General features: G+C 48.3%; 16 protein-coding genes. 8 read left to right on the plus strand and 8 right to left on the minus strand.

Annotated features, from left to right (window positions below; translation table 11 throughout):
- Nucleotide 1: 1 nt before the first annotated feature.
- Entirely contained in the window at nucleotides 2-2,428 is a 2,427-nt protein-coding gene (locus BP71_RS10665) for an outer membrane beta-barrel protein (RefSeq protein ID WP_496378898.1), read from the minus strand.
- A 14-nt stretch (nucleotides 2,429-2,442) separates the two neighbouring features.
- Nucleotides 2,443-3,648: a GTP-binding protein gene (locus tag BP71_RS10670; protein WP_496378900.1), complete on the minus strand. Its 1,206-nt coding sequence runs from the start codon at nucleotides 3,646-3,648 to the stop codon at nucleotides 2,443-2,445.
- A gap of 293 nt (nucleotides 3,649-3,941) precedes the next feature.
- On the opposite strand from BP71_RS10670, the gene BP71_RS10675 reads away from it, so the two are divergent.
- The gene (locus BP71_RS10675) at nucleotides 3,942-4,541 is read left to right on the plus strand and encodes a hypothetical protein (RefSeq protein ID WP_496378902.1); all 600 of its coding nucleotides are present in this window, start codon (nucleotides 3,942-3,944) and stop codon (nucleotides 4,539-4,541) included.
- A gap of 101 nt (nucleotides 4,542-4,642) precedes the next feature.
- On the opposite strand, the gene BP71_RS10680 is transcribed toward BP71_RS10675, so the two are convergent.
- Nucleotides 4,643-5,377 (minus strand): LytR/AlgR family response regulator transcription factor, encoded by a 735-nt coding sequence (locus tag BP71_RS10680; protein ID WP_496378904.1) that lies wholly within the window; start codon nucleotides 5,375-5,377, stop codon nucleotides 4,643-4,645.
- A 7-nt stretch (nucleotides 5,378-5,384) separates the two neighbouring features.
- The gene (locus BP71_RS10685; protein ID WP_496378906.1) at nucleotides 5,385-6,437 is read right to left on the minus strand and encodes a sensor histidine kinase; all 1,053 of its coding nucleotides are present in this window, start codon (nucleotides 6,435-6,437) and stop codon (nucleotides 5,385-5,387) included.
- A 236-nt stretch (nucleotides 6,438-6,673) separates the two neighbouring features.
- Between BP71_RS10685 and BP71_RS10690 the strand changes: the two genes are divergently transcribed.
- The 6 genes from BP71_RS10690 (at nucleotide 6,674) to BP71_RS10715 (ending at nucleotide 13,603) form a co-directional block, all read left to right on the plus strand.
- Nucleotides 6,674-8,938: a TonB-dependent receptor domain-containing protein gene (locus tag BP71_RS10690; protein WP_496378908.1), complete on the plus strand. Its 2,265-nt coding sequence runs from the start codon at nucleotides 6,674-6,676 to the stop codon at nucleotides 8,936-8,938.
- Between the two features lie 238 nt (nucleotides 8,939-9,176).
- Nucleotides 9,177-10,202: a sensor histidine kinase gene (locus BP71_RS10695; protein ID WP_496378910.1), complete on the plus strand. Its 1,026-nt coding sequence runs from the start codon at nucleotides 9,177-9,179 to the stop codon at nucleotides 10,200-10,202.
- Nucleotides 10,199-10,954 (plus strand): LytR/AlgR family response regulator transcription factor, encoded by a 756-nt coding sequence (locus BP71_RS10700; RefSeq protein ID WP_496378912.1) that lies wholly within the window; start codon nucleotides 10,199-10,201, stop codon nucleotides 10,952-10,954. The genes BP71_RS10695 and BP71_RS10700 overlap by 4 nt, the downstream gene beginning before the upstream one ends.
- Nucleotides 10,955-11,149: 195 nt before the next feature.
- Nucleotides 11,150-12,070 (plus strand): DUF6268 family outer membrane beta-barrel protein, encoded by a 921-nt coding sequence (locus BP71_RS10705; protein ID WP_496378914.1) that lies wholly within the window; start codon nucleotides 11,150-11,152, stop codon nucleotides 12,068-12,070.
- A 3-nt stretch (nucleotides 12,071-12,073) separates the two neighbouring features.
- A complete protein-coding gene (locus BP71_RS10710; protein ID WP_496378916.1) occupies nucleotides 12,074-12,949 on the plus strand; it encodes a lysophospholipid acyltransferase family protein in 876 nt (291 codons plus the stop codon).
- Between the two features lie 27 nt (nucleotides 12,950-12,976).
- Nucleotides 12,977-13,603, plus strand: a complete 627-nt coding sequence (locus BP71_RS10715; RefSeq protein ID WP_496378918.1) for a pentapeptide repeat-containing protein — start codon at nucleotides 12,977-12,979, stop codon at nucleotides 13,601-13,603.
- 59 nt (nucleotides 13,604-13,662) lie between these two features.
- Here the strand turns inward: BP71_RS10715 and BP71_RS10720 are convergent, their stop codons facing one another.
- Nucleotides 13,663-14,889, minus strand: a complete 1,227-nt coding sequence (locus BP71_RS10720) for a PepSY-associated TM helix domain-containing protein (RefSeq protein ID WP_496378920.1) — start codon at nucleotides 14,887-14,889, stop codon at nucleotides 13,663-13,665.
- 165 nt (nucleotides 14,890-15,054) lie between these two features.
- On the opposite strand from BP71_RS10720, the gene BP71_RS10725 reads away from it, so the two are divergent.
- Entirely contained in the window at nucleotides 15,055-17,328 is a 2,274-nt protein-coding gene (locus BP71_RS10725; protein ID WP_496378922.1) for a TonB-dependent siderophore receptor, read from the plus strand.
- A gap of 308 nt (nucleotides 17,329-17,636) precedes the next feature.
- On the opposite strand, the gene BP71_RS10730 is transcribed toward BP71_RS10725, so the two are convergent.
- The 3 genes from BP71_RS10730 to BP71_RS10740 form a co-directional block, all read right to left on the minus strand.
- Nucleotides 17,637-17,852, minus strand: coding sequence for a hypothetical protein (locus BP71_RS10730; protein WP_496378924.1), 216 nt, complete (start codon nucleotides 17,850-17,852; stop codon nucleotides 17,637-17,639).
- Complete coding sequence (locus BP71_RS10735; RefSeq protein WP_496378926.1) at nucleotides 17,845-18,111, minus strand: hypothetical protein; 267 nt, start codon at nucleotides 18,109-18,111, stop codon at nucleotides 17,845-17,847. The genes BP71_RS10730 and BP71_RS10735 overlap by 8 nt, the downstream gene beginning before the upstream one ends.
- 863 nt (nucleotides 18,112-18,974) lie before the next feature.
- A complete protein-coding gene (locus BP71_RS10740; protein WP_496378928.1) occupies nucleotides 18,975-19,892 on the minus strand; it encodes an alpha/beta hydrolase in 918 nt (305 codons plus the stop codon).
- Nucleotides 19,893-19,947: the final 55 nt, after the last annotated feature.

Consider the following 19,947-nt stretch of genomic DNA (forward strand, 5'->3'; position numbering starts at 1 on the left):
TTTACAACCTGTCCTGCTCCTCGATACGCCGCGTCTGCCCCGGTTGCCACTGTCCTCCGAAATGGTATTTCACGGAAAGGGTGAAGCGCCGCGTGTCGGGAAGGTCGTCGTAATGGTAATCGGTGTAATCTGTGAGTGAAAAACCACGATACCTGTTGGTACGCAGAAAATCGCTGAACGCAAAGCGCAGTTCGATTTTTTGGTCGAACAATGACTTTTTCAGCCCGAAATCCGTGAAGAAAATACTTTGTTTCTGATAAATGCCCCACAGTTCGCTGGAATTCCATGTCGCGGAAAGCTCCGCATGGAAACCTGCGGCGAGTTTCAAACGCTGACTGAGCATCGCATTGGCCGCCCATCTGCCGATGAGCATGTCGCGTTCCAAAGAAGGGATTGGATAGCGGGTATGGTTCACGCCAGCGGTGAGCTGTAAATCCCAGAATGCGGCCAGACGCGGTGGGGCGGACAACGTCAGGTCGAACCGTCGCATATTACCGAGATTGGCGCTCTGGCTGATCACCGCCTGGGAGTTTTCTTCGATCACCAATCTCCGCGAAAGATACCCGCGCCTTTTAGAGTGACTTGCTGTAAGTACATAGCGCTCCTTAAATGTATACCCCGCCGAGTAGGCCCAGGCCATTTCAGGGCGGAGGTAGGGATTTCCTGCATAGTAAAAATACTGATCATAGTACCACCGCACCGGGTTCAGCGACGAGTAGGCAGGCCGACTGATCCTCCGGCTGACGGAAATATCGACCTTGTGATCCGCGTGGATCAGCTGCTCTAAGGACAGCGACGGAAAAAGTTGCGTGTACCGCCATTTTGTATTGATATCCGCCTCCCTCGTCAAACCCTTCGCATAAGTAGATTCGAGCCGCAGCCCAGCCTCCCAGCGCGTGTTGCGCCATTTGCCTGCCAGCGAAGTGTAACCCGCGGCGATCTGCTCGCGATACCGGAAACGGTTGGACATGGAAGCGGCCTCCACAAATGCACCGTTCACCAATGAATCGAACTGGTAATTGGCCTCATTACTGATGTCGGCATATTTGAATCCTGCCTTGAACATAGCCCCGGAGAATGGAAGATCCAGGTCCGCCTTCACCGACCGGATCGTGACTGAGCCGGGCTGGTGCACACGGAGCAGTTCGCCAGGCCCGCTCGTTTCGCCTCCCGGGCTCAGATAGCGGGTCGTGAGTATGCCGTCTGAGAAATTGCGGTAGGAAATATAATGCGCGTCGGCCGATAGTTTCTTTCCCGTGCTGTCGATCGCAAACACATAGCCGAGGTTGGCCGCATCATAATGGTAAGGTTCTTCCAGGTAATTCGTACTTTCGGTAATGCCCGTTAAAGCACCCTGCGCGTCATACTTGCGCACGCGCGACAGCGCATTGTCTTTCACATAGTCATCGATGTACCCATTGTAGCTGAGCGTAAGCTGGTGCGCGCGGGCTAATTGCCAGTCTAAATTTGCTTTGAAAGTGTAAAAATTGATCTTCGTGGGCGTCTCCAGCTTCCGGTCGAGGATAACTTTCCGTTCGCGCTGCACAATCGTGTTGCCGTTGCGGCTTTCCATAAACCGGTGCGGGGTGTTGTAGTCAAATGAAGCAAAAGCATTAAGCTTGCCGCCGCGGTAACTCCCCGCCACGTTTTGGTTGTTCATCCAGAACTTCCCTTTTGAAACCGCTGTGCGAATATCCAGCGAATACCCGGCAACGAGGTTTTTCTTTGTGACAAAATGGATAATTCCCGCGTTGCCCGCAGCGTCATATTCGGCACCAGGAGTCGTCAAAAGCTCGATTTTACTGATACTTTCGCCGCTCATCCCCCGCAGCAGCTGCACGAGTTGCTGTTCCGACAGATAGGTCATTTTTCCGTCGATCATCACATTGATTCCCGCAGCACCTTTGAGCATAATCTGGTCATTCTGCCCTATACTCACACCAGGTAATTTCCGAAGCAAATCCAAAGCCGACGATCCTGAGCTGAGCGGGCTGGCCGCCACATGAAAGACCAGTTTCCCATTATCTATTTCAATGGCCTCTTTGCGAGATATGATCGTCACAGCTTGCAATTCCGCAGCCGATCCCCGCATCACGATGTTGCGGCGGATATTGGGGGAACTGCCGGCATCAATCACAACGGTATCGCTGTTTTCCGTCCGGAAACCGACCATTGACGCATTTAGAATATAAATACCTTCTCCGACGGCTTCGAATGTAAACCCGCCTTCACCATTGCTGACCGTCGTTTGAAAGAGCTTCGCCTGCCCGGAAACAACCAGCGACACGTGTGTCCCGATCAACGGCTGCCCATCAGGGTCGCTCACGTGGCCATACACCGTATACTGGCCATAGGCGGCCTTCCCCCAACAAAGCATTGCGCAAAACCAAAATGGTACGATGGCTCTCAGCGTAATAATCCTGTGCATATGTCGGGCCGGGGTTATAGATTGGGGAATGGATCAGTGAAGCGGGCACCACTTTCCATGAGCCGTATCTCCCGTGCCGTGCACAGACACGCCGCCAGTTCTCTAATGATCTGCGGCTGATCCAGGTCCTGACCGATCAGTACAAGCTCGTTGATCCGGTCCCCAAACTCTCCCCAACGCGCCTCGATGGCCTCCCGGTTATCGATATACGCCTGGTGACGCTGCCGCTGTTCGGGCGGCATGCTTGCCCACCAAACGCCCGCCGACTCAGCCCGCACCGAGCCGCCCGCCTGGCTCCAGTTCAATGCCTGACTGGCACGCGACGCGAGCCAGCACAACCCTTTGCTCCGGATGATGCCCGCCGGCCAGTTGTGCTGGATGTAGTCCCAGAAACGTTCCGGGTGAAAAGGCCGTGCGTCGCGAAATACAAACGAACTGATCCCGTACTCCTCCGTTTCGGGCATGTGCCCGCCATTCCCGGCTTTCTCCAATTCGCGGATCCAACCCGCAGCCTGCTCGGCTTGCCCGTAATCGAACAACCCGGTATTGATGACTTCATGGATATCAATTTTTGAAAAGCTGCTTTCAATGATCCGGGATCCCGGGTTCAGGGCTTTGATGATCGCGTGCAGCTCTTTCAGTCTATGGGGCGGGACGAGATCTGTTTTGTTGAGGATAATAACGTCGGCAAATTCGATCTGATCGGTCAGCAGGTTAACGATCGTGCGGTGATCCTGGTCGTCATTCAGTTTCCGACTGTAGATGGTGTCCATGGAACCGAAATCTCTGGCAAAGTTGAATGCGTCCACCACGGTCACCATACAGTCGATGGTCGCCCAGCGTGACAGGTCGATACCGCTTTGCTCGTCAACGAAATGGAACGTTTGCGCAATCGGAACAGGCTCTGAAATACCCGTACTCTCGATCAACAGGTAGTCGAAACGGTTCTCTTTTGCCAGTTTCTCCACCTCGATCATCAGATCTTCGCGCAACGTGCAGCATATACAGCCGTTGGACATTTCGACGAGCCGTTCCTCGGTGCGGCTGAGCTTCTGTTCTCCTTCCACGAGCCTGGCATCAACATTGATCTCACTCATATCGTTGACGATCACGGCTACCTTCATGCCTTGCCGGTTATGAAGAATGTGGTTCAACAAGGTGGTTTTTCCGGCGCCCAAAAATCCACTGAGCACGGTCACGGGCATTTTGTCTTGATTCATATGTAAGCTTTTATAATTTGCAACAATGTTGCAAATTATAAAAGCAAATCTTAAAATGCAACAATGTTGCACATACTATGCCTTTCGGGGTACCTGAATGCATGGAAACCCACAATCAGAACACCCGCTTTTAGTTTTAAAAAGACGCTCTTGATCCTACCATAGTTATTAAAAGAGACAGTTAAAACTTTGGAGCGATTGATGGTTAATTAAAGTAAATCCTGCAACTTTAATTTTCTTTCAAATCACCCGTCGTTTTTATCAGAAGCGTGAGATTTTTAACCTTATTTTTCGTGCTTATATACACTTCGGCGTTTTCGCAGGAGAGAAAATATTCGGTTAGTATCAGTTATGGCAAATACTCGGCGCCGGAAATTCCAAAGACATACCTGCCCGCAGATTCAAACAGAAGCATTTCGAAGGACTATGTTTCAATGTACTTTCAGTATCAAGTCGCAAAAAAACTATCTTTAATGACTTCTTTCCTTTCTGGAAAATTCGATTATTACGACGATACGAGATCCAACGCCTGGGATGAAATAACAAAGTATAAGACAGAGACCACTAACGCAAGAGGATACGACTCACATGCTTTTTTTACACTCAATTACAATATCATTGACATAAATAATAAATTTAAAACAACGGCAGGTACTGGCTTGGGCATAAGGATCAGAAGACTTAAGTATCCATATAGAGAGCCTTGTAGTAGCGGTTGCGGAGTTTTCATTGGTGAATCATCTTCAATGCGTATATCAGTACCATTATATCTAAAATCGTATATCGTCATAAAAGACAGACTTGGTGTCGGAGTAAGCATTGGAGGCTTCCTCGATGACGAGCTTAAATTGTACGGTTTACACGCCGGACCGGAGATTCGCTTACAGCTTTAAATCAAAGGTTTTTAAAGCCGCATTTCGCAGTTTATAATAGACCACGAAATAAGTTCCAGCCGAGGCTTTTCTGGCCAGCCTCTACTTTTGTTAAATGCCTTTCAGTCCTGAATACCTAATGCTTTCATTACTTCCGATTTGTATTGACGGCCGATGGGCAGCTCCTTACCTCCTACTTCGATCATCGAACTGTTGAAAGACCTGATCTTGTCGGTTGCGATAATGAAGGCTCGGTGAATGCGCAGGAACCGGCGGTCGGGCAATTTTTCTTCCAGATAACTGATCCGCTGGTAGCTGACAATCTCGCCGGAAGCAGTTTTTACCTTGACGTAATCTTTAAGGCTTTCGATGTAAAGGATTTCACGCAGGAACACCTTGACCATTTTTTTGTCCGATTTAAGATAAATAAAATGATCGGCGACGCTTTCCTGCCCGGCGGGAACCAGCAATGCCGGCAGGGTACCGGCCGACGCGCCGGCAGAATAGTACTTATTGATCGCCACCAGGAACCGGTCAAATGGAATAGGTTTCAGGAGATAATCCAGGACATTGAGCTCGAAGCCTTCCAGCGCATATTCCCGGAAGGCCGTCGTGAAAATGACCTTCGGCCTGTTAGGCAGGGTTTTCAGGAAATCTATGCCGCTGAGCTTCGGCATTTGAATGTCCAGGAACAGCAGATCCACCTTGTTCTTTTGCAGAAAAAGCAGTGCCTCAACGGCATTGCTGCACGTGCCGGCGAGCGTCAGCGTTTCCAGTTGGCCAATGTAATCTTGCAGGACCGATATCGCCAGGGGCTCATCGTCTACGACCAGGCACGTGATTTTGCTTGCTGTCATGGCTTTGTTATAGTCTTATTTTAAGGTCGACGCTGAAATATTCCGCTTCCTTTGCCAGCACGAGCTTGTGGCTATCGGGATACAGCAGGGCCAGCCGGCGTTTCACATTTCCCAGGCCAATACCTCCCGAAATAGCATTCGCGCTCTCCCGGTTTTCTGCGCCGGTATGACTGTTTTCCACTTTCACACCGAGCCAGCCATCTTTAACTTTCAGATCGATCGTCACCCAAACATGGTCCGTCTCGTCGCTTACGCCATGTTTGAAAGCATTTTCGACGAAGGGAATCAGCAGCAGCGGCGCTATCGTTTTGCCCTTGGTTTCCCCGGACGCAGTGACCGAAACATCCAGCCTGTCCCCGTACCGGAGTTTTTCGAGCGCAATATAATTTTGAATGTGCCCGATTTCCTTTTCGAGTGAAATGATTTCCGTCTGCGACTCGTAGAGCATGTAACTCATCAGTTCCGAGAGTTTCAGCACCACCTGAGGCGCGGCGGGGGCCGATTGCAGCGTGAGTGCATAGAGGTTATTAAGCGTATTGAAAAGAAAATGCGGATGCACCTGGGCTTTCAGCAGGTTCAGCTCGGCAGCCAGCTTCTCACTGAGCGTTTCCTGGTAAACGCGCTCCTGATCGACCCAATGCCCAATGGCTTTGATCAACAGCGTAAACAGTAACACCGGCGCCAGGAACCAGAGCATGCCCTTGAAAAGCAGGTACCAAACAAATATCGGTTCATAGTAGGTTGTGTCCGGGAAAAAATTGGGCTCGATAATCCGCTCGATCAGGACCCTGTTCATGAGGGAAGCAATGAACAACAGCAGCACTGCCGACGCCGCGTAGGCTACATATTTTTGGGATACAAAAAACCGCGGGAACAACACGTACACATTCACGTACGTGACCAGCATGGCTGCGGGCATTCCCTGCAGCTCGATCCAGAAGTAACTCAAAAGCCCGTCTTCTCCCTCCGCGTGCACACCGGTATACACAAACAGGTACCCCAGCCAGAAAAGGACATGGGTAAGCAACCGGTTGTTTGCGATGTAAAAGCGTTGGTTCATTCTAACGTGAAAGTAAAGGTGCTATGAATCCGCCGTTAAAGTTAACATTTGAAACCTTCGGTTATTTACTATTCGACAGACGCCTGTTTTAGGCTCGGTTTCTACATTTTTTCACCCCGTATTCAGCAACGGCGCTGATTTCTGCTTTATAAAGGCCCAGAACTGTACTTCGGCTAAATCCTGGAAAGCGATGGTTTCAATCATGTTCATTTGCGCTGAACTAAATCAGAATGTTTATGCCGATCCTGACTTTCTTTAAACGACATTCCCGTTTTACTCCCGGCGCATTGCACGCACTGATCATCAAGCCTGCCTCCGGCCTGTTCTACCGCGTCAGCCCGATCGCATGCGTGGTTTTCATGTCGGCTTTTGCCCTTTACGGCCAGCAATTACCGTCCACACCGCCAGCGGATTCCACGGCAGCAGGCCGAGGCGGGTCCCTTGAGCGGGACACCATTTCTCTGCGTGAAATACGGATCACCGCCGAAAGATCCGATGTCGATATCAAACTCGACAGGAGGGTTTACCGCGTCGGCAAGGACATCCTGTCGCAAAGCGGCGCGGTGGGTGATGTGCTCAACGGCATTCCGTCTGTATCAGCCGATGCTGGTGGAACTGTCAGGCTCAGGGGCAACAGTAATGTGACCTTGCTGGTCGACGGGCGCCGGTCGGGGCTTCCACCAGCCACCATCCTCTCGCAAATCCCGGCCGGCAGTATCGAAAGGATCGAGGTAATGACTAGCCCTTCCGCGCGGTATGACGCTGCCGGCTCCGCGGGGATCATCAACATTATCCTGAAAAAAAACAGTAAGGAGAAATTCAATGGTCAGGTGCGACTGGCGGCCGGATATCCCGATGATTATAATCTCAATGCCAATTTGAACTTCAAAGCCAGCAAGTTCACCCTCTTCGCTACTTTGGGCGGCCGATACTCCGATTATGTCGGGTTTTACAGCACGAAACAAACCGCAACGGGCATTCATGCCATCTCGCTGGAAAAAGTGCATCACGAAAACCGGCACGACGATGGCCGGCTGATTTATCTGGGAGGCGATTATCTGATCAATTCGAAGAATACACTCACTCTGGCATTCTTTAAAAATGCGACTAAAGACGTAGACCGCACCACCCTCGACTATACTTTTGGCAAAACCGTCGTTGACAGCAGCATTACCCGCCTCGGCGCCTCGCGCGAATCCCGCAGCTACAACCAGGTTGAAGCGGGTTTTGCCAGGACTTTTGAAAGGGAAGGCAAGAAGTTCACAATCGACCTGCAATACGATTTTTGGGACAGCGATAAAACCTGGGACCTATCAACGCGTAAAACCTTTCCCGGCGAAACTGCACGGATGCCGGTCAGAACGGTTTCGCTCGGTGATAGCAGGGATCTTGCCATACAAACCGATTTTGTGTACCCATTTTCAGACAAATCCGCTTTTGAAACGGGCTTGAAAGTAGAAACCAGGTCGGTGATGAGCAATTATAAGGCGGAAGAATATTCGGATGGCAGCTGGGATATTCTGGACCAAATCGACAACCAGCTCGACTACCGCGAAAAAATTGGCGCGGGTTACGCACAATACCGAAGTCGACCGGGCAAACTCACTTACCAACTGGGCCTTCGCTACGAACATACGCGGGTTGACATTCATGACAGGAAGGGTGATTTCAGTAACCGGAGGCATTATGGACGCCTGTTCCCGACGCTGAATGTCAGCTATACCTTAAACGAAAAAACGACGGTCCAGGCGAACTACGCCCGGCGGATCAGCCGGCCCGCCTTATGGTATCTTTACCCGTTCAATGAAGTAACGGACTTCAATGCCCAGTTTGTCGGAAATCCTGGTCTCAATCCCTCCTACACGCACGCGGCCGAGCTGGCTTTAACGAAGCATTGGGGTAAGCTCGCATTCACGCTGACGCTCTATGCGCATTTCGCTACCGGACCATTTCAGCAATATACCTACCAGAATGAACGGGAAGTGATGGTAACCATGCCTTTTAACCTGGATGGTGAAACACGTTATGGTACCGAGCTTTCAGCAGCTTACAACCCGCTGGAATGGTTGTCGGTAAATGGCCAGTATACCTGCTACGCATTCCGTCAATATGGTTTTCACAGGGAAAATGATTTCAATTTTTCAAACCATTCCTGGAACGGCCGGTTGAATATGCGTGTAAAATTACCCTGGAAACTGACATTTCAGATCCGAATGGACGCCCAGGGGCCTGATAACAATGCCCAAAGCCGTACAAGACCCTACTATTATCTGGCGTCGGGTTTCAGTAAAAGTCTTTTCAGAGATCAGGGCACGCTGACCCTCGACGGAACCAACATTCTGAATACCAACAAACTCAGAACGCTAACCAAGGGCGCTAGTTATTTTATCGACCGCACCAGCAACTTCAACGCGGCTCGGTTCAGGCTGGGGTTTGCCTACCGGTTCCGCAGAACGCAAACTCAGACGTTCCGGAACCGGAAGGATGCTAACAGGGATTAAAAATACATGACCGCCGTATCCCGTCATCAGGAAGCAGGCAGAATTGAAAATAGGAGCTGCTGTACAGCAGCGAAAACTGAACATTCCAGACAGTTAACCCGACCTATTTCAGAGCTGATGCCCATCAAACTTCAATTCAACCCCCGAATAATGAAGTTCATCAGAAAAACCGGAAAATCCCTCTCAAATCTCCGGCTAATATTCTACTTTTCTGCTCTGATTCACTCCGTTCACGATAATGCGTTACATAAAAGGGGATAATGTAAAGCTCTTTCTTATTTTTTTCTTCTCCACGCTGCTCTATGCACTGTGTCAAATGCTTTTGAGCAACATTGTAATGGAAGATGATTTATGGAGAAATTTTCATATCCAATTGTCAGCCCATTATATAGTGATCTTTACGATGTGTGCGGCAGATTACAAACTCTTGGTATTTCTCAACAAGCATTTACCTTATTCCAAAAATATTTTATACCGCATCATCGCCGACCTGACGGGGCTGATCATGATATGCCTGTCATTATTATGGATTTTCGATTTTATAATATACGATGTGTTACACATTCCGAAAGAAGGGCTGCCCTCATTCGACACTAAATTTGCCTTAGGAATGCTTACCAATGCCCCTATCCTCCTGGTTTTCGAGCTAATATACTATTTTCAATCCGAACAAAAAGCCATCGCCGATTCCGAAAAAGCGAAACGCGAAGTATTACTATTCCAGCACGAAACATTAAAAGCTCAGATAAATCCGCATTTCCTGTTCAATTCGCTAAATGTGCTTTCCTCTTTGATATACATTAATCCGAACAACGCCAATAAGTTCACCAAAGCTCTCTCAAAGACCTACCGATATGTGCTTTCCCTTAACCGGCAATCCGAAATTTCTGTCGCGGAAGAGCTGAATGCGCTTGATTCGTATATTTTCCTGATGAAGATGCGGTTTGAAAATTCTTTTACTATTACGATAACCAAAATAGTTGATTGCGATAAAAAGTATATTATTCCTCTCACCCTGCAATTACTTTTGGAGAATGCGTTCAAACACAATATAGCGACCGAAGAATCGCCTTTGGATATTAACATCACGATCGGCAGCGAATATATTACGGTGGAGAACAATATTCAGCCATCGAATGATACCGACAAAGGTGGAATTGGGTTAAAATACCTGACGAAGCAATATAAACTCTATGCACGTGAAATCGTCGTTGCGCACACCGGCGGCCAATTTATTGTAAAAGTCCCTTATATTCAGCCATGAAGTATCTGATAGTTGAAGACGAGCGGTTTGCATACGAAGAACTGAAACGAATGATGACAGAATTACGGCCCGGTTATTCGTTGGAGAAGCGAACCAAAACAGTCATCGATACCATCGCCTTTCTGAAAACATCAGACGTGGATTTAATCCTTATGGATATTCGACTTGCCGACGGCAACTGCTTCGAGATATTCAACCATGTAGAGGTTACTACGCCGGTTATATTCACCACTGCTTATGACGAGCACGCGATCAAGGCATTCAAGTTCAACAGTATCGATTACCTGTTAAAACCCTTTGATGAAAAGGAATTGGAGTTGGCACTGAGCAAATTCGAGAACATTTTCCATAGCCATTCCCCTAAAACCGACCCTAAGAATTTTGAGCAGCTATTAGCTGTCAGGACCAAAAACCGTTTCCTGATATCGAAAGGAGAAAATTACCATTACATCGAAACAGCGGATATTGCTCATTTTTACAGCGAAGAAGGTGTGGTATTCCTGCACACATTTCACGACAAAAGGCATATTGTTAATTACACATTAGATCAGATTGAACAGCAACTCGACAACCGTCTGTTTTTTCGTGTATCGCGTAATTGCATCGGCAATGTAAAAGCCATCGAAAACGTTTCCAAATATTTCAATAGCCGCTTGCAGCTTTCCTTTTCACCCTCATGCCCGCACGAAGTCCTGGTAAGCCGGGTACGCGTTCCTGACTTCCTGAAATGGATGGACGGCGTTCTGGATTAAGCCAGCGTCAGGCGATTTTTCGCACATTCTCTCATCTCCATTTTGTATTGGCTACGGAAAAATTCCATTCCGTTCATTCTGCATTTCACCTTGCAGATTCTGAACTCCATGGGTTATGACTTTCCATGTTGCATGATTCAGCTCACTTTTGCTGAGAAATAAAACAAATGTATAAGCCAATATAAATTTAAATTCATGAAGTCAATCTCATTATTCACAGTAGCTCTGGGATCCATCATATGTCTGGAAGGAAAAGCACAACAAGTATCTTTCAAGACGGAATTCATTGGAAATTCAGGCTATTGGTTTCTGCCAAACGGTGATAAACCAAGAGAAAAAATTGGTGATAGTAAAGGCTCTTCCATTGTTTACCAAGGGGCGGTCAATATACCGCTATCTACAAAAATGAATGAAAATAATCGTCCGACTGCCTGGGGCGTTGGTCTTAGTGGAGCATACGCCGCGCTAAACAACCAAAATTTCACGGATGATATGGTCTCAGAAATTATGAATCTGCAATTAGGAATTTATCACTTGCGGCCGTTGAATGACAAATGGTCGATGAAGGCCAGCGTAGGTGTGGGCGTATTTACTCCCTCCACGAATTTCTCCAAAATCAGGTTCAAAAATGTGCTCGGGAGCGCGGGTGTTGTTTTTATTCGCCACCTGAAACCCAATCTGGCTATTGGCGGTGGCTTGGCAGTAAACAGCTCCTTAGGTTATCCCATGCTGTTTCCTGCCGTGTACCTAAACTGGAAACACCAAGGTAAATTAAACGTCAATGCGGAATTGATCGATGGTTTGGATGTTTCGGCCAGTTATAAATTCAACGATTTTTTAAAACTATCGTTGGCTTTCGAAATGAACGGGCAAATGGCTTTGTTGGAAAAAGAAGACAAAGACGTAATATTTTCACATCAATATATAGTTACAGGGCTTCGTCCCGAAGTAAAGTTTGGTAAAACCGGATTATCTATGTCTGCCATGGTAGGGTTAAATCTATACCGTCCTGCCTCTTACAGCGATAGAACTTTAAAAGGAATGTTCGCTTCAAATAATGACTACTATTTCTCTGTCTCCCCATATGCGTCAGTAGGCTTAAAAATGGGGTTCTAATTTATGAGAGTCAAACATACCTTTCAAATCATTACGTACAAAAGTGTCTATTATGTAGCCTATATTTTGAGCCTGACACCGATGGCATTTCTTTATACAATGGCTTCATTTGCGTTTTTCCTTGCCTATTACATTCCCGGATACAGGAAAGCAGTCGTAATTCAAAACATGGCACGTTCTTTTCCTGATAAGCAATATGGCGAAATCCGGTGTATCGTAAAGAAGTTCTATGCCTGCTTTACCGCCTATTTTGCCGAAATCATAAAAAGTATATCCGCTCCCCCAGAAATATTGGATAAGCGGATAACATTTGAGAATCTGGCGCTTATAGACAGCCATGCAAACGCCGGACGAAATGTCATTGCCTGTCTGGGACATTGCGGGAACTGGGAGATGCTGAATTTGATGCCTTACAAGCTTGGCCACGATGTGTATGCCGTTTACAAACCCTTGCGATCACGAGTGCTGAACGAATTGATGATCAAACTACGGTCGCGGTTTGGGATGAAGCTGCTACCCGACCAATCGGTCATACGCCATATTCTGACTCGAAAATCAGCTCCTTCGGTCTATCTGTTCCTGGCCGATCAATGTCCTCAGACCAGGGAAAATAAATACAAATTCGATTTGCTGAATCAGCAAACTTATGTCTTTTCAGGTATGGAAAAGCTGGCGCGCGTAACCCGATCGGCGGTCGTCTACCTGCATATTACGCAGCTGTCGAAAGGAAATTATAAAGTAACGTGCATCCCCCTGTGCACGCAGGCGGAACACACAACTGAAGGCGAGATAACCCGGCATTATGTCGACTTGCTGACGGAAAACATCAAAGCCGATCCATATGGCTGGCTATGGACACACAAACGGTGGAAAAGGTAAGATAATGACACAAATACCATGAAAGATATGAATAAAGATCATAATCCTGCCATTCACCAGAATGAGACTTTTCATAATATTACGGGTTCTGAGTTCCATAACAGACAGTTTTTCAGTTGTATCTTCAAAGATTGTCAATTCGGGCAATGTGATCTTAGCAGCAGTGATTTTATTGATTGTCATTTCATCGGCTGTAATTTCCATCTTGTTAATATAAGTCGCTCCGGTTTTCGAAATGCAGCATTTATTGCCTGTAAAATAGTCAGTGTGGACTTTTCCGAATGCAATAAGTCACTATTTTCTTTTGAATTTTCAAATAGCGTGCTGGACTATTCCAGCTTCCACGGGACAACGCTTGCCACAATAAAATTTAAGGATTGTTCTTTAAGAAATGTCGATTTCAGCGGTGCGGATCTTAGCGCGTCATTATTTCAAAATTGCGACCTTGCGGAAGCAAAATTTGAAAATTCCATTTTAGAGAAGACCGATTTCAGATCGGCATATAATTTCAATATTGATCCCAATCATAACCGAATCAAAAACGCCATATTTCTGGACAATAATCTCCTGGGTTTGTTACACAGGTTCGAAATAGACGTCCGCGAATCCAGGTCTTACTGTGAAGTAATCCTGGATTCACTGATGCTAACATAGTCTGGCATGGGATAGTCTGCGGGATTCTCTCGTAGTTATTCCTCATGCAGCTGAGGCGGTTATTTTACGGAGCCGCTGCTTTGTTTGGGATAAACGGGCGCTCTTCGCTCGACCTTTCGGAGCAAGTTTTCCTTCGGTTTGCCCTTCTTTTTGCGCCGCCCCCACCAGATCAGAAAGCCGGTAACGGGCAGACTTGCCAAAAAGAGTGCCCCGAAAGTGGCTAATATCTTGGTAGGTAAACCAAAAATGCTGCCCACGTGAATGGCATAGTTGGAATTCCGCCATTTGGCGCCCAGCGTCTTCTCGTCCTGATGCCTTTGATGAAACAACTCACCCGTATTCGGATGATAAGCATATTGGTCCGACTCGTCCCAGCCGGTATCGCCTTCAAATGCCAGAAAGGCACCTATTTCCGCGCGGCCGCTCTCCGGAACGGGCAAATACAGGTTCACCGTTTTCCAGTCGGCACGTTTGGTAGTCACATCCGCAAGCACTTTGTCGATCGGCCGGTCGGGGAGCGGAAACTGTACCACAGGGCTTTCATGTGTCGGGAAAACTTCGGCGGGGTCGTTACCAAGCAGACGATAAATGCCATTGGTCCACCAGTCGAATGTCCAGACGAGGCCGGTAATCGCGAAAAGCAGAATCAGCAGGTGTGCATAAAACCCGCCTACATTATGTAAATCGTAATTAACCCGGCGCCAACGCGCGTCCCATTTGATCGTAAAGCGCTGATTCCGAGCGGCTTTATTTTTCGGCCACCACAATACAATTCCCGTAATCGAAAGGACGATCACAAAAACAGTGGCGAATCCCACGACATAATGCCCTAGGTCATACCGCAGCAGCATGTTCTGATGCAAACGCCGCGTCAGGTCGATCGGGTTTTTAAGCATGTTGATCACGCCTTGCACTTTGCCCGTATAAGGATCGACGTAAATCTGGTCCCAATGCAAATAATCGTCCCAGTGTGTCCAGCCCGTCGATTGCCTGTTGTCTTTATAAGTGGTAAAAATGTAGGCCCGGTTCGGGTCGTTAGCAATATCGATCCACGACAATTTTTTCCCGGGCACTGCTTTCCGCGCTATCTCTGTCAGTTGGGAAAGCGGCAGACGGGCCTTGCTTTCAGGTTCTACAAATACGTAGTCGTGGTAATACCAGTCGGTCAGCTCGGTATCCCAGACGAAGATGGCGGCGGCTGTCATGCTGACCACCACCACCATTCCTGCCACCATCCCCAGCCAGAGGTGAATGGTAGCGATAAGATTTTTGAAATTCAATTTCAAACGAGTGCAGGTTATAGTACATGCCGGAATCGCCAGCAAAGAAACGAATAAAAATATTATTTAATCTAATTACAAATAACAAATTGAACAATACATTTGCACCATCCAAAAACAGTCAAGCAAAATCACCCCATGCAGCGATTTCCATCCATTGTTTTCCTCCTTATGAGCATCCAAGCCATGGCTCAAACGGGAACTATCCGCGGTAATGTGACAACCTCCGACGGCAAACCCGCCGAATTCGTTCACATCGTTCTCGAAAAATCCAACCGCGGTGCGGTAGTAAGTGAAGCCGGCGCTTACATGATCAACAGAGTGCCTGCCGGTACCTATACACTCGTAGCCAGTTTTGCAGGATTGGTCACCCAAAAGAAGCAGGTAAGCGTCTCTGCGCTCGAAGTGAGCACGGTCGATTTCACCCTCGCCGAAGACAACCGGCAATTACAGGAGGTGATTGTACGGTCGTCAGCCAACCGCGTTACCGACAAATCGTCCGATATGGTGGCCCGCATGCCCATTACCAACCTCCAAAACCCTCAGGCATTCAACATTGTGGGCAAAGAGCTGATCAGGCAGCAGAACATCGTCGCGATTACCGACGCATTTAAAAATGCGCCCGGCGTAGTGGCCGCATTATATCCCAGCGGCGGGATCGGGGCATTGTCGCGCGGGTTTTCTACGGGAATCGATGCGCGCAACGGCTTGCAAACCACCTCGGGAAGGGGCAGTGCCGACATTGCCAATATCGAAAGGATCGAATTTATCAAAGGGCCCTCGGGAACATTGTTTGGTGCAGGAAGTTCCTCCTTCGGCGGCGTGGTGAACCTGGTGACCAAAAAACCATTTGAAACTTTCAAAGGCACCGTCGACCTTTCTGCCGGCAGCTTCGGCCTGGGCCGGATGAGCGCCGACGTGAACGTGCCCCTGAAGAGCGACAACAGCTTGTTAATGAGAGTCAACACAGCCGTTCAAAGGCAGGACAGCTATAATGAAAGAGGCTTTTACAACAGTATGCTCTTTGCTCCAAGCATTTTGTATAAGCCAACCGACCGCCTCTCGGTACTTGTGGATGCGGAGGTTTACAGCGTCAACTCCGTACGCCCGACTTACGTGCGCATCGCCGAGAATGCCGGGATCCGCTCTTATGCAGACATCCCGTTGGATTACAAGAAATCATTACTGGATAACGACCTGGACGCCAAAACGAACACGATCAAGTTTTTTGGGGAAGCTAAGTACCAGATGAATGGCGGCTGGACTTCATCCACCAATTTTTCTTATGTAAATGAGTTTACCGAGCGGAGCTATCAGGATTACCCCATCTGGATCTCGCCTCATGAGGTTACCCTCGACGTTTCACGGTATGGCCCGGTGAGTAATACCTATACAAATCTGCAACAGAATTTTAATACCAGTTTTAATACCGGTGTACTGAAACACACTTTCCTCACCGGCTTAAACTTCAACCAGTTCCTGGGCCGGGGTGAAAGCGGCGGCACCGGCGTGATCCGGACGCTCGATATCCGGAACAACAACCCGAAGGTGGACAGGATACTGGTCGACAGTGCGCTAGTTCCCGGCACAATGCTGAATTGGGGACGCTCGAATTCCATCACTTATGGCGCTTATGTGTCGGACGTGATCAGTTTCAACGACCGCCTCTTCGCCATGCTGAGCTTGCGGTACGAATACATCGACGATCAATCAGCCGGTCCCTGGTCGTCGCCGTACACCCAAAGCTCTTTTTCGCCCAAGCTCGGGTTGGTTTACCAGGTAGTGAAAGACAAAGTGTCGCTGTTCGCGAACTATATGAACGGCTATCAAAACTACCCGCCGATTGTACAACCCAACGGCTCGACATTGCAGGTGAAGCCGATTTACGCTACACAGTATGAGGGTGGTATTAAAGCTGAACTATCGGATAAGAAAGTGAACACCACATTGAGTTACTACTATATCAACATCGACAACGCAATCCGCTACGGAAGCAATTCGTTCGCATTTCAGGACGGAAAACAGGTGAGCAAGGGCATCGAGTGGGATTTTACCGCTAATCCTGCCCCGGGCCTGACCATGATCCTCGGCTATGGCTACAACGATAACCGCATCCTCGGTGCCGAAAACCTGGACCGGAACATTTCCAACAACTCGCCCCAGCACGTGGCCAACTACTGGGTCAATTACCAGTTCCAGGCAGGCGCGCTTCGGAATTTCGGTCTGGGTGCTGGCGGCAATTATGTCTCGGACGCCTATTTCGACGATACCAATTTGTTCTTGCTGCCCTCTTACCACGTTGTCAATGCGAGTGCTTTTTATGAAAACCAGAAATTCCGGATCGGGTTCAAGCTCAACAACATAGGTAATCAGAAGAGCTGGGGATTCTGGGGTGCCCCCAACCCAACTCGAAATTTTGTAACTACTGTCACATTCAAATTTTAACAGTCACCACAACTACCTATATTTAACCGGGTTTGAAGGTACAATCCGCATGAAAAACGGCGGATTGTACCTTCAAGCTGGCCACATTCGTACGAACCCGCCTCCCAGACTTTCATACACGAAGCAATGACGAGGTTTTAGGTGCTTTTATGTAGCAGAAGCAGTCACGGGAAATGGGAAGCTGATCATGACCGATTCCGACAACAATTTCACCTTGATCTACTGCATTGTCGGAAGCCTGTCGAGAGTTTATGATGTATCCCGCCAAGTTACTTAGAGTCTGTTGAACACTCTTCCTGAAAAGTCGCCTAAGGTGTATATGCCCAGATATCCTTCTGATAATGGCTCAATCCATTGTACCCGACCGACCCGATGGTAAAGCTCGTGTAGCCAGCGGCAGGCCCAATGAAGTTTTGCACCTGCTTCCAACTGTTGCTCTGAGAGTTATATTCGAATTGCAGATTAACCAACTCTCCCGCAATACTATTATAGAACGGCACTGTGAGGTATACCCTGTCATTCACCCCGAACATAAAATTTAGAGTCCCACTTGGCAAGTGTTCCGTAAACAGGGTGCCGATCGCACAGGTCCACAAATCTCGACCGGATAATCCTCTCAAAAGTCGATCCGATCACGCGCAGATTGTTTTCTTCCCGCGCCTCTTTTTCCAGATTATATCGATGTTCTATTTCCGAGACGATCTGCCAGAAGCCCTGATCGAAATAGAGCTTCTTCGGCGCTTCGTATTCCGGTAAAATCTCCGGGTCCCCATCGGGCATCATACCTCTCAACTTTTTGGGCCCTCCGTTCACTCATAATCAGATTATTAGCTGTCGAATACAAAAACCGGACATTGGTCCCGTCTTCCTTCAAAGCATACTCACCCGATTCCCGAGCCTTCCCGACCAGCACCTGGATCGCCATGCAGGCAATATCCTCGGCCTCGAAAGGCCGGTCCAGAACATCGCTTCCATGACGCTCAACATGTCGTTTAATCCTCTCCTTGTGTTCGGCAAACAATTTGCCTTCTGCGGGCCGTCTTTCCGCTCTGATTTCATTTAATATATGCCCGTCACGTGATCTTTCAAAAATGGCCATAGATCTGACTTTGAAGATTGGTTTACTGTTATTACCTATTTATCCATTTTCTGACAGGGAAGCACTTTTTTCTTCAAAATAATCTTCGATCGCTCTTCTTCCGGGTTCGTTTCATGCAATTGCTAACGAATGATCCCTCGCCGATCTGCCGATCTATGCCCATGACGTGCTGCTTATGCCCCTATCAGGATAGCTATGGGTTGACTGCCAACATATCATTGACGAATGAAACGATCCGGCCTTCGACCGGATTGGAAAAAATGCGCTGACCACCCGGGTTCAAAAAATTTGCCGACATTATTTTTGAATACTTGTAGCTTTCATCGGAATCGACCATTTCGAGCCGGTGAAGATTTGCGCCGTAGACAGGGTTTTCGTGCAGGTATGAATTTTAAGGATGTTACTAATGCCGGATGAGCTTGCGGAAATCGAAGTCAGCTATGGCTGGTGCTTTTATGGGCAAATGACAAACACCAGCCCAAGCTATAACAAATGCTGGCAGGCCGGTCTTATCAGGTAAGCGATGTACGGTTTGAAATTTAGATCTTCAAAACCCGTTTTCGGTCAGCCAACTTTTGAACATTCTAAACCAATTGTCTTTGCTGTTCGAATCCGTGAGGGCAAAGCCATGCCCGCCCGATTGCAGTATATGCATTTCGGCCTTTACGTTGTTGTACCGCAAGGCATTGAAAAAAGAGAGCGTGTTGTTGACAGGGATCACGTCATCATCTGCGGCGTGTACCAGAAAGGCGGGTGGCGTAGTAGTGGTAACATGCTTGTCGGTACTGTACAGGTTCAGTAATTCCGCGGAAGGCTTTTTGCCGATCAGGTTTTCACGGGTCCGGGGAATGGCCGGGTCGTAAATGATCACAGGATACAGCAACGCCATAAAGTCCGGGCGAAGGCTTATCTTTTCTTTGTTGTCGATCACGACCCTATTTTGCTGCGTTCCCTCCATCGACACCAGGTGACCGCCAGCCGAAAGCCCCATCATACCTACCTTACCAGGGTTAATGCCCCATTCAGCCGCTCTCTTGCGTACCAGCCGGATGGCCGCCTGTGCGTCCTGCAAGGGCCCTATGGACTTATCAACCATGATCGTATCGTTGGGCAAACGGTATTTTACAATAAAAGCGGCAATACCCGCTTCGCTTAGTGCCTTCGCTATTTCTTCGCCTGCCGCCAATGCCAGGAGGCGATAACCTCCTCCCGGAAAGATAAGTATCGCAGTACCAGTAGCGGTTTCTTTCCTGGGCAAGAAAGGGATGAGTGCCGGTTGCGTTATCCGTGTTACACGCCCGTCGGCATCTGTTTGCTCCTTGTAATCTGTCGGGGCATTGCGGGCATTGGGCACCTGGCTTTCGTAGAGCGGAATCGATGCCTGTTGGGCAGCAGCATGCTGTGAACAAATAATGAATATCAGTACCGGGATAAAGCTTCCGGATTTCATCAGCGTGGTTATCATACAACAGGTGATTTAGATGCGCAAAAGTACAGAGGCCTGCACAACGGCACTGTGC

The organism is Dyadobacter ginsengisoli DSM 21015 (assembly GCF_059568735.1).

Excerpts from the sequence above, each read along its gene's own strand:
- BP71_RS10665 (WP_496378898.1), bottom strand. The coding sequence starts at position 2,428 with ATGCACAGGATTATTACGCTGAGAGCCATCGTACCATTTTGGTTTTGC.
- BP71_RS10670 (WP_496378900.1), bottom strand. The coding sequence starts at position 3,648 with ATGAATCAAGACAAAATGCCCGTGACCGTGCTCAGTGGATTTTTGGGC.
- BP71_RS10680 (WP_496378904.1), bottom strand. The coding sequence starts at position 5,377 with ATGACAGCAAGCAAAATCACGTGCCTGGTCGTAGACGATGAGCCCCTG.
- BP71_RS10685 (WP_496378906.1), bottom strand. The coding sequence starts at position 6,437 with ATGAACCAACGCTTTTACATCGCAAACAACCGGTTGCTTACCCATGTC.
- BP71_RS10690 (WP_496378908.1), top strand. The coding sequence starts at position 6,674 with ATGCCGATCCTGACTTTCTTTAAACGACATTCCCGTTTTACTCCCGGC.
- BP71_RS10695 (WP_496378910.1), top strand. The coding sequence starts at position 9,177 with ATGCGTTACATAAAAGGGGATAATGTAAAGCTCTTTCTTATTTTTTTC.
- BP71_RS10700 (WP_496378912.1), top strand. The coding sequence starts at position 10,199 with ATGAAGTATCTGATAGTTGAAGACGAGCGGTTTGCATACGAAGAACTG.
- BP71_RS10705 (WP_496378914.1), top strand. The coding sequence starts at position 11,150 with ATGAAGTCAATCTCATTATTCACAGTAGCTCTGGGATCCATCATATGT.
- BP71_RS10710 (WP_496378916.1), top strand. The coding sequence starts at position 12,074 with ATGAGAGTCAAACATACCTTTCAAATCATTACGTACAAAAGTGTCTAT.
- BP71_RS10715 (WP_496378918.1), top strand. The coding sequence starts at position 12,977 with ATGAATAAAGATCATAATCCTGCCATTCACCAGAATGAGACTTTTCAT.
- BP71_RS10725 (WP_496378922.1), top strand. The coding sequence starts at position 15,055 with ATGAGCATCCAAGCCATGGCTCAAACGGGAACTATCCGCGGTAATGTG.
- BP71_RS10735 (WP_496378926.1), bottom strand. The coding sequence starts at position 18,111 with ATGATGCCCGATGGGGACCCGGAGATTTTACCGGAATACGAAGCGCCG.
- BP71_RS10740 (WP_496378928.1), bottom strand. The coding sequence starts at position 19,892 with ATGATAACCACGCTGATGAAATCCGGAAGCTTTATCCCGGTACTGATA.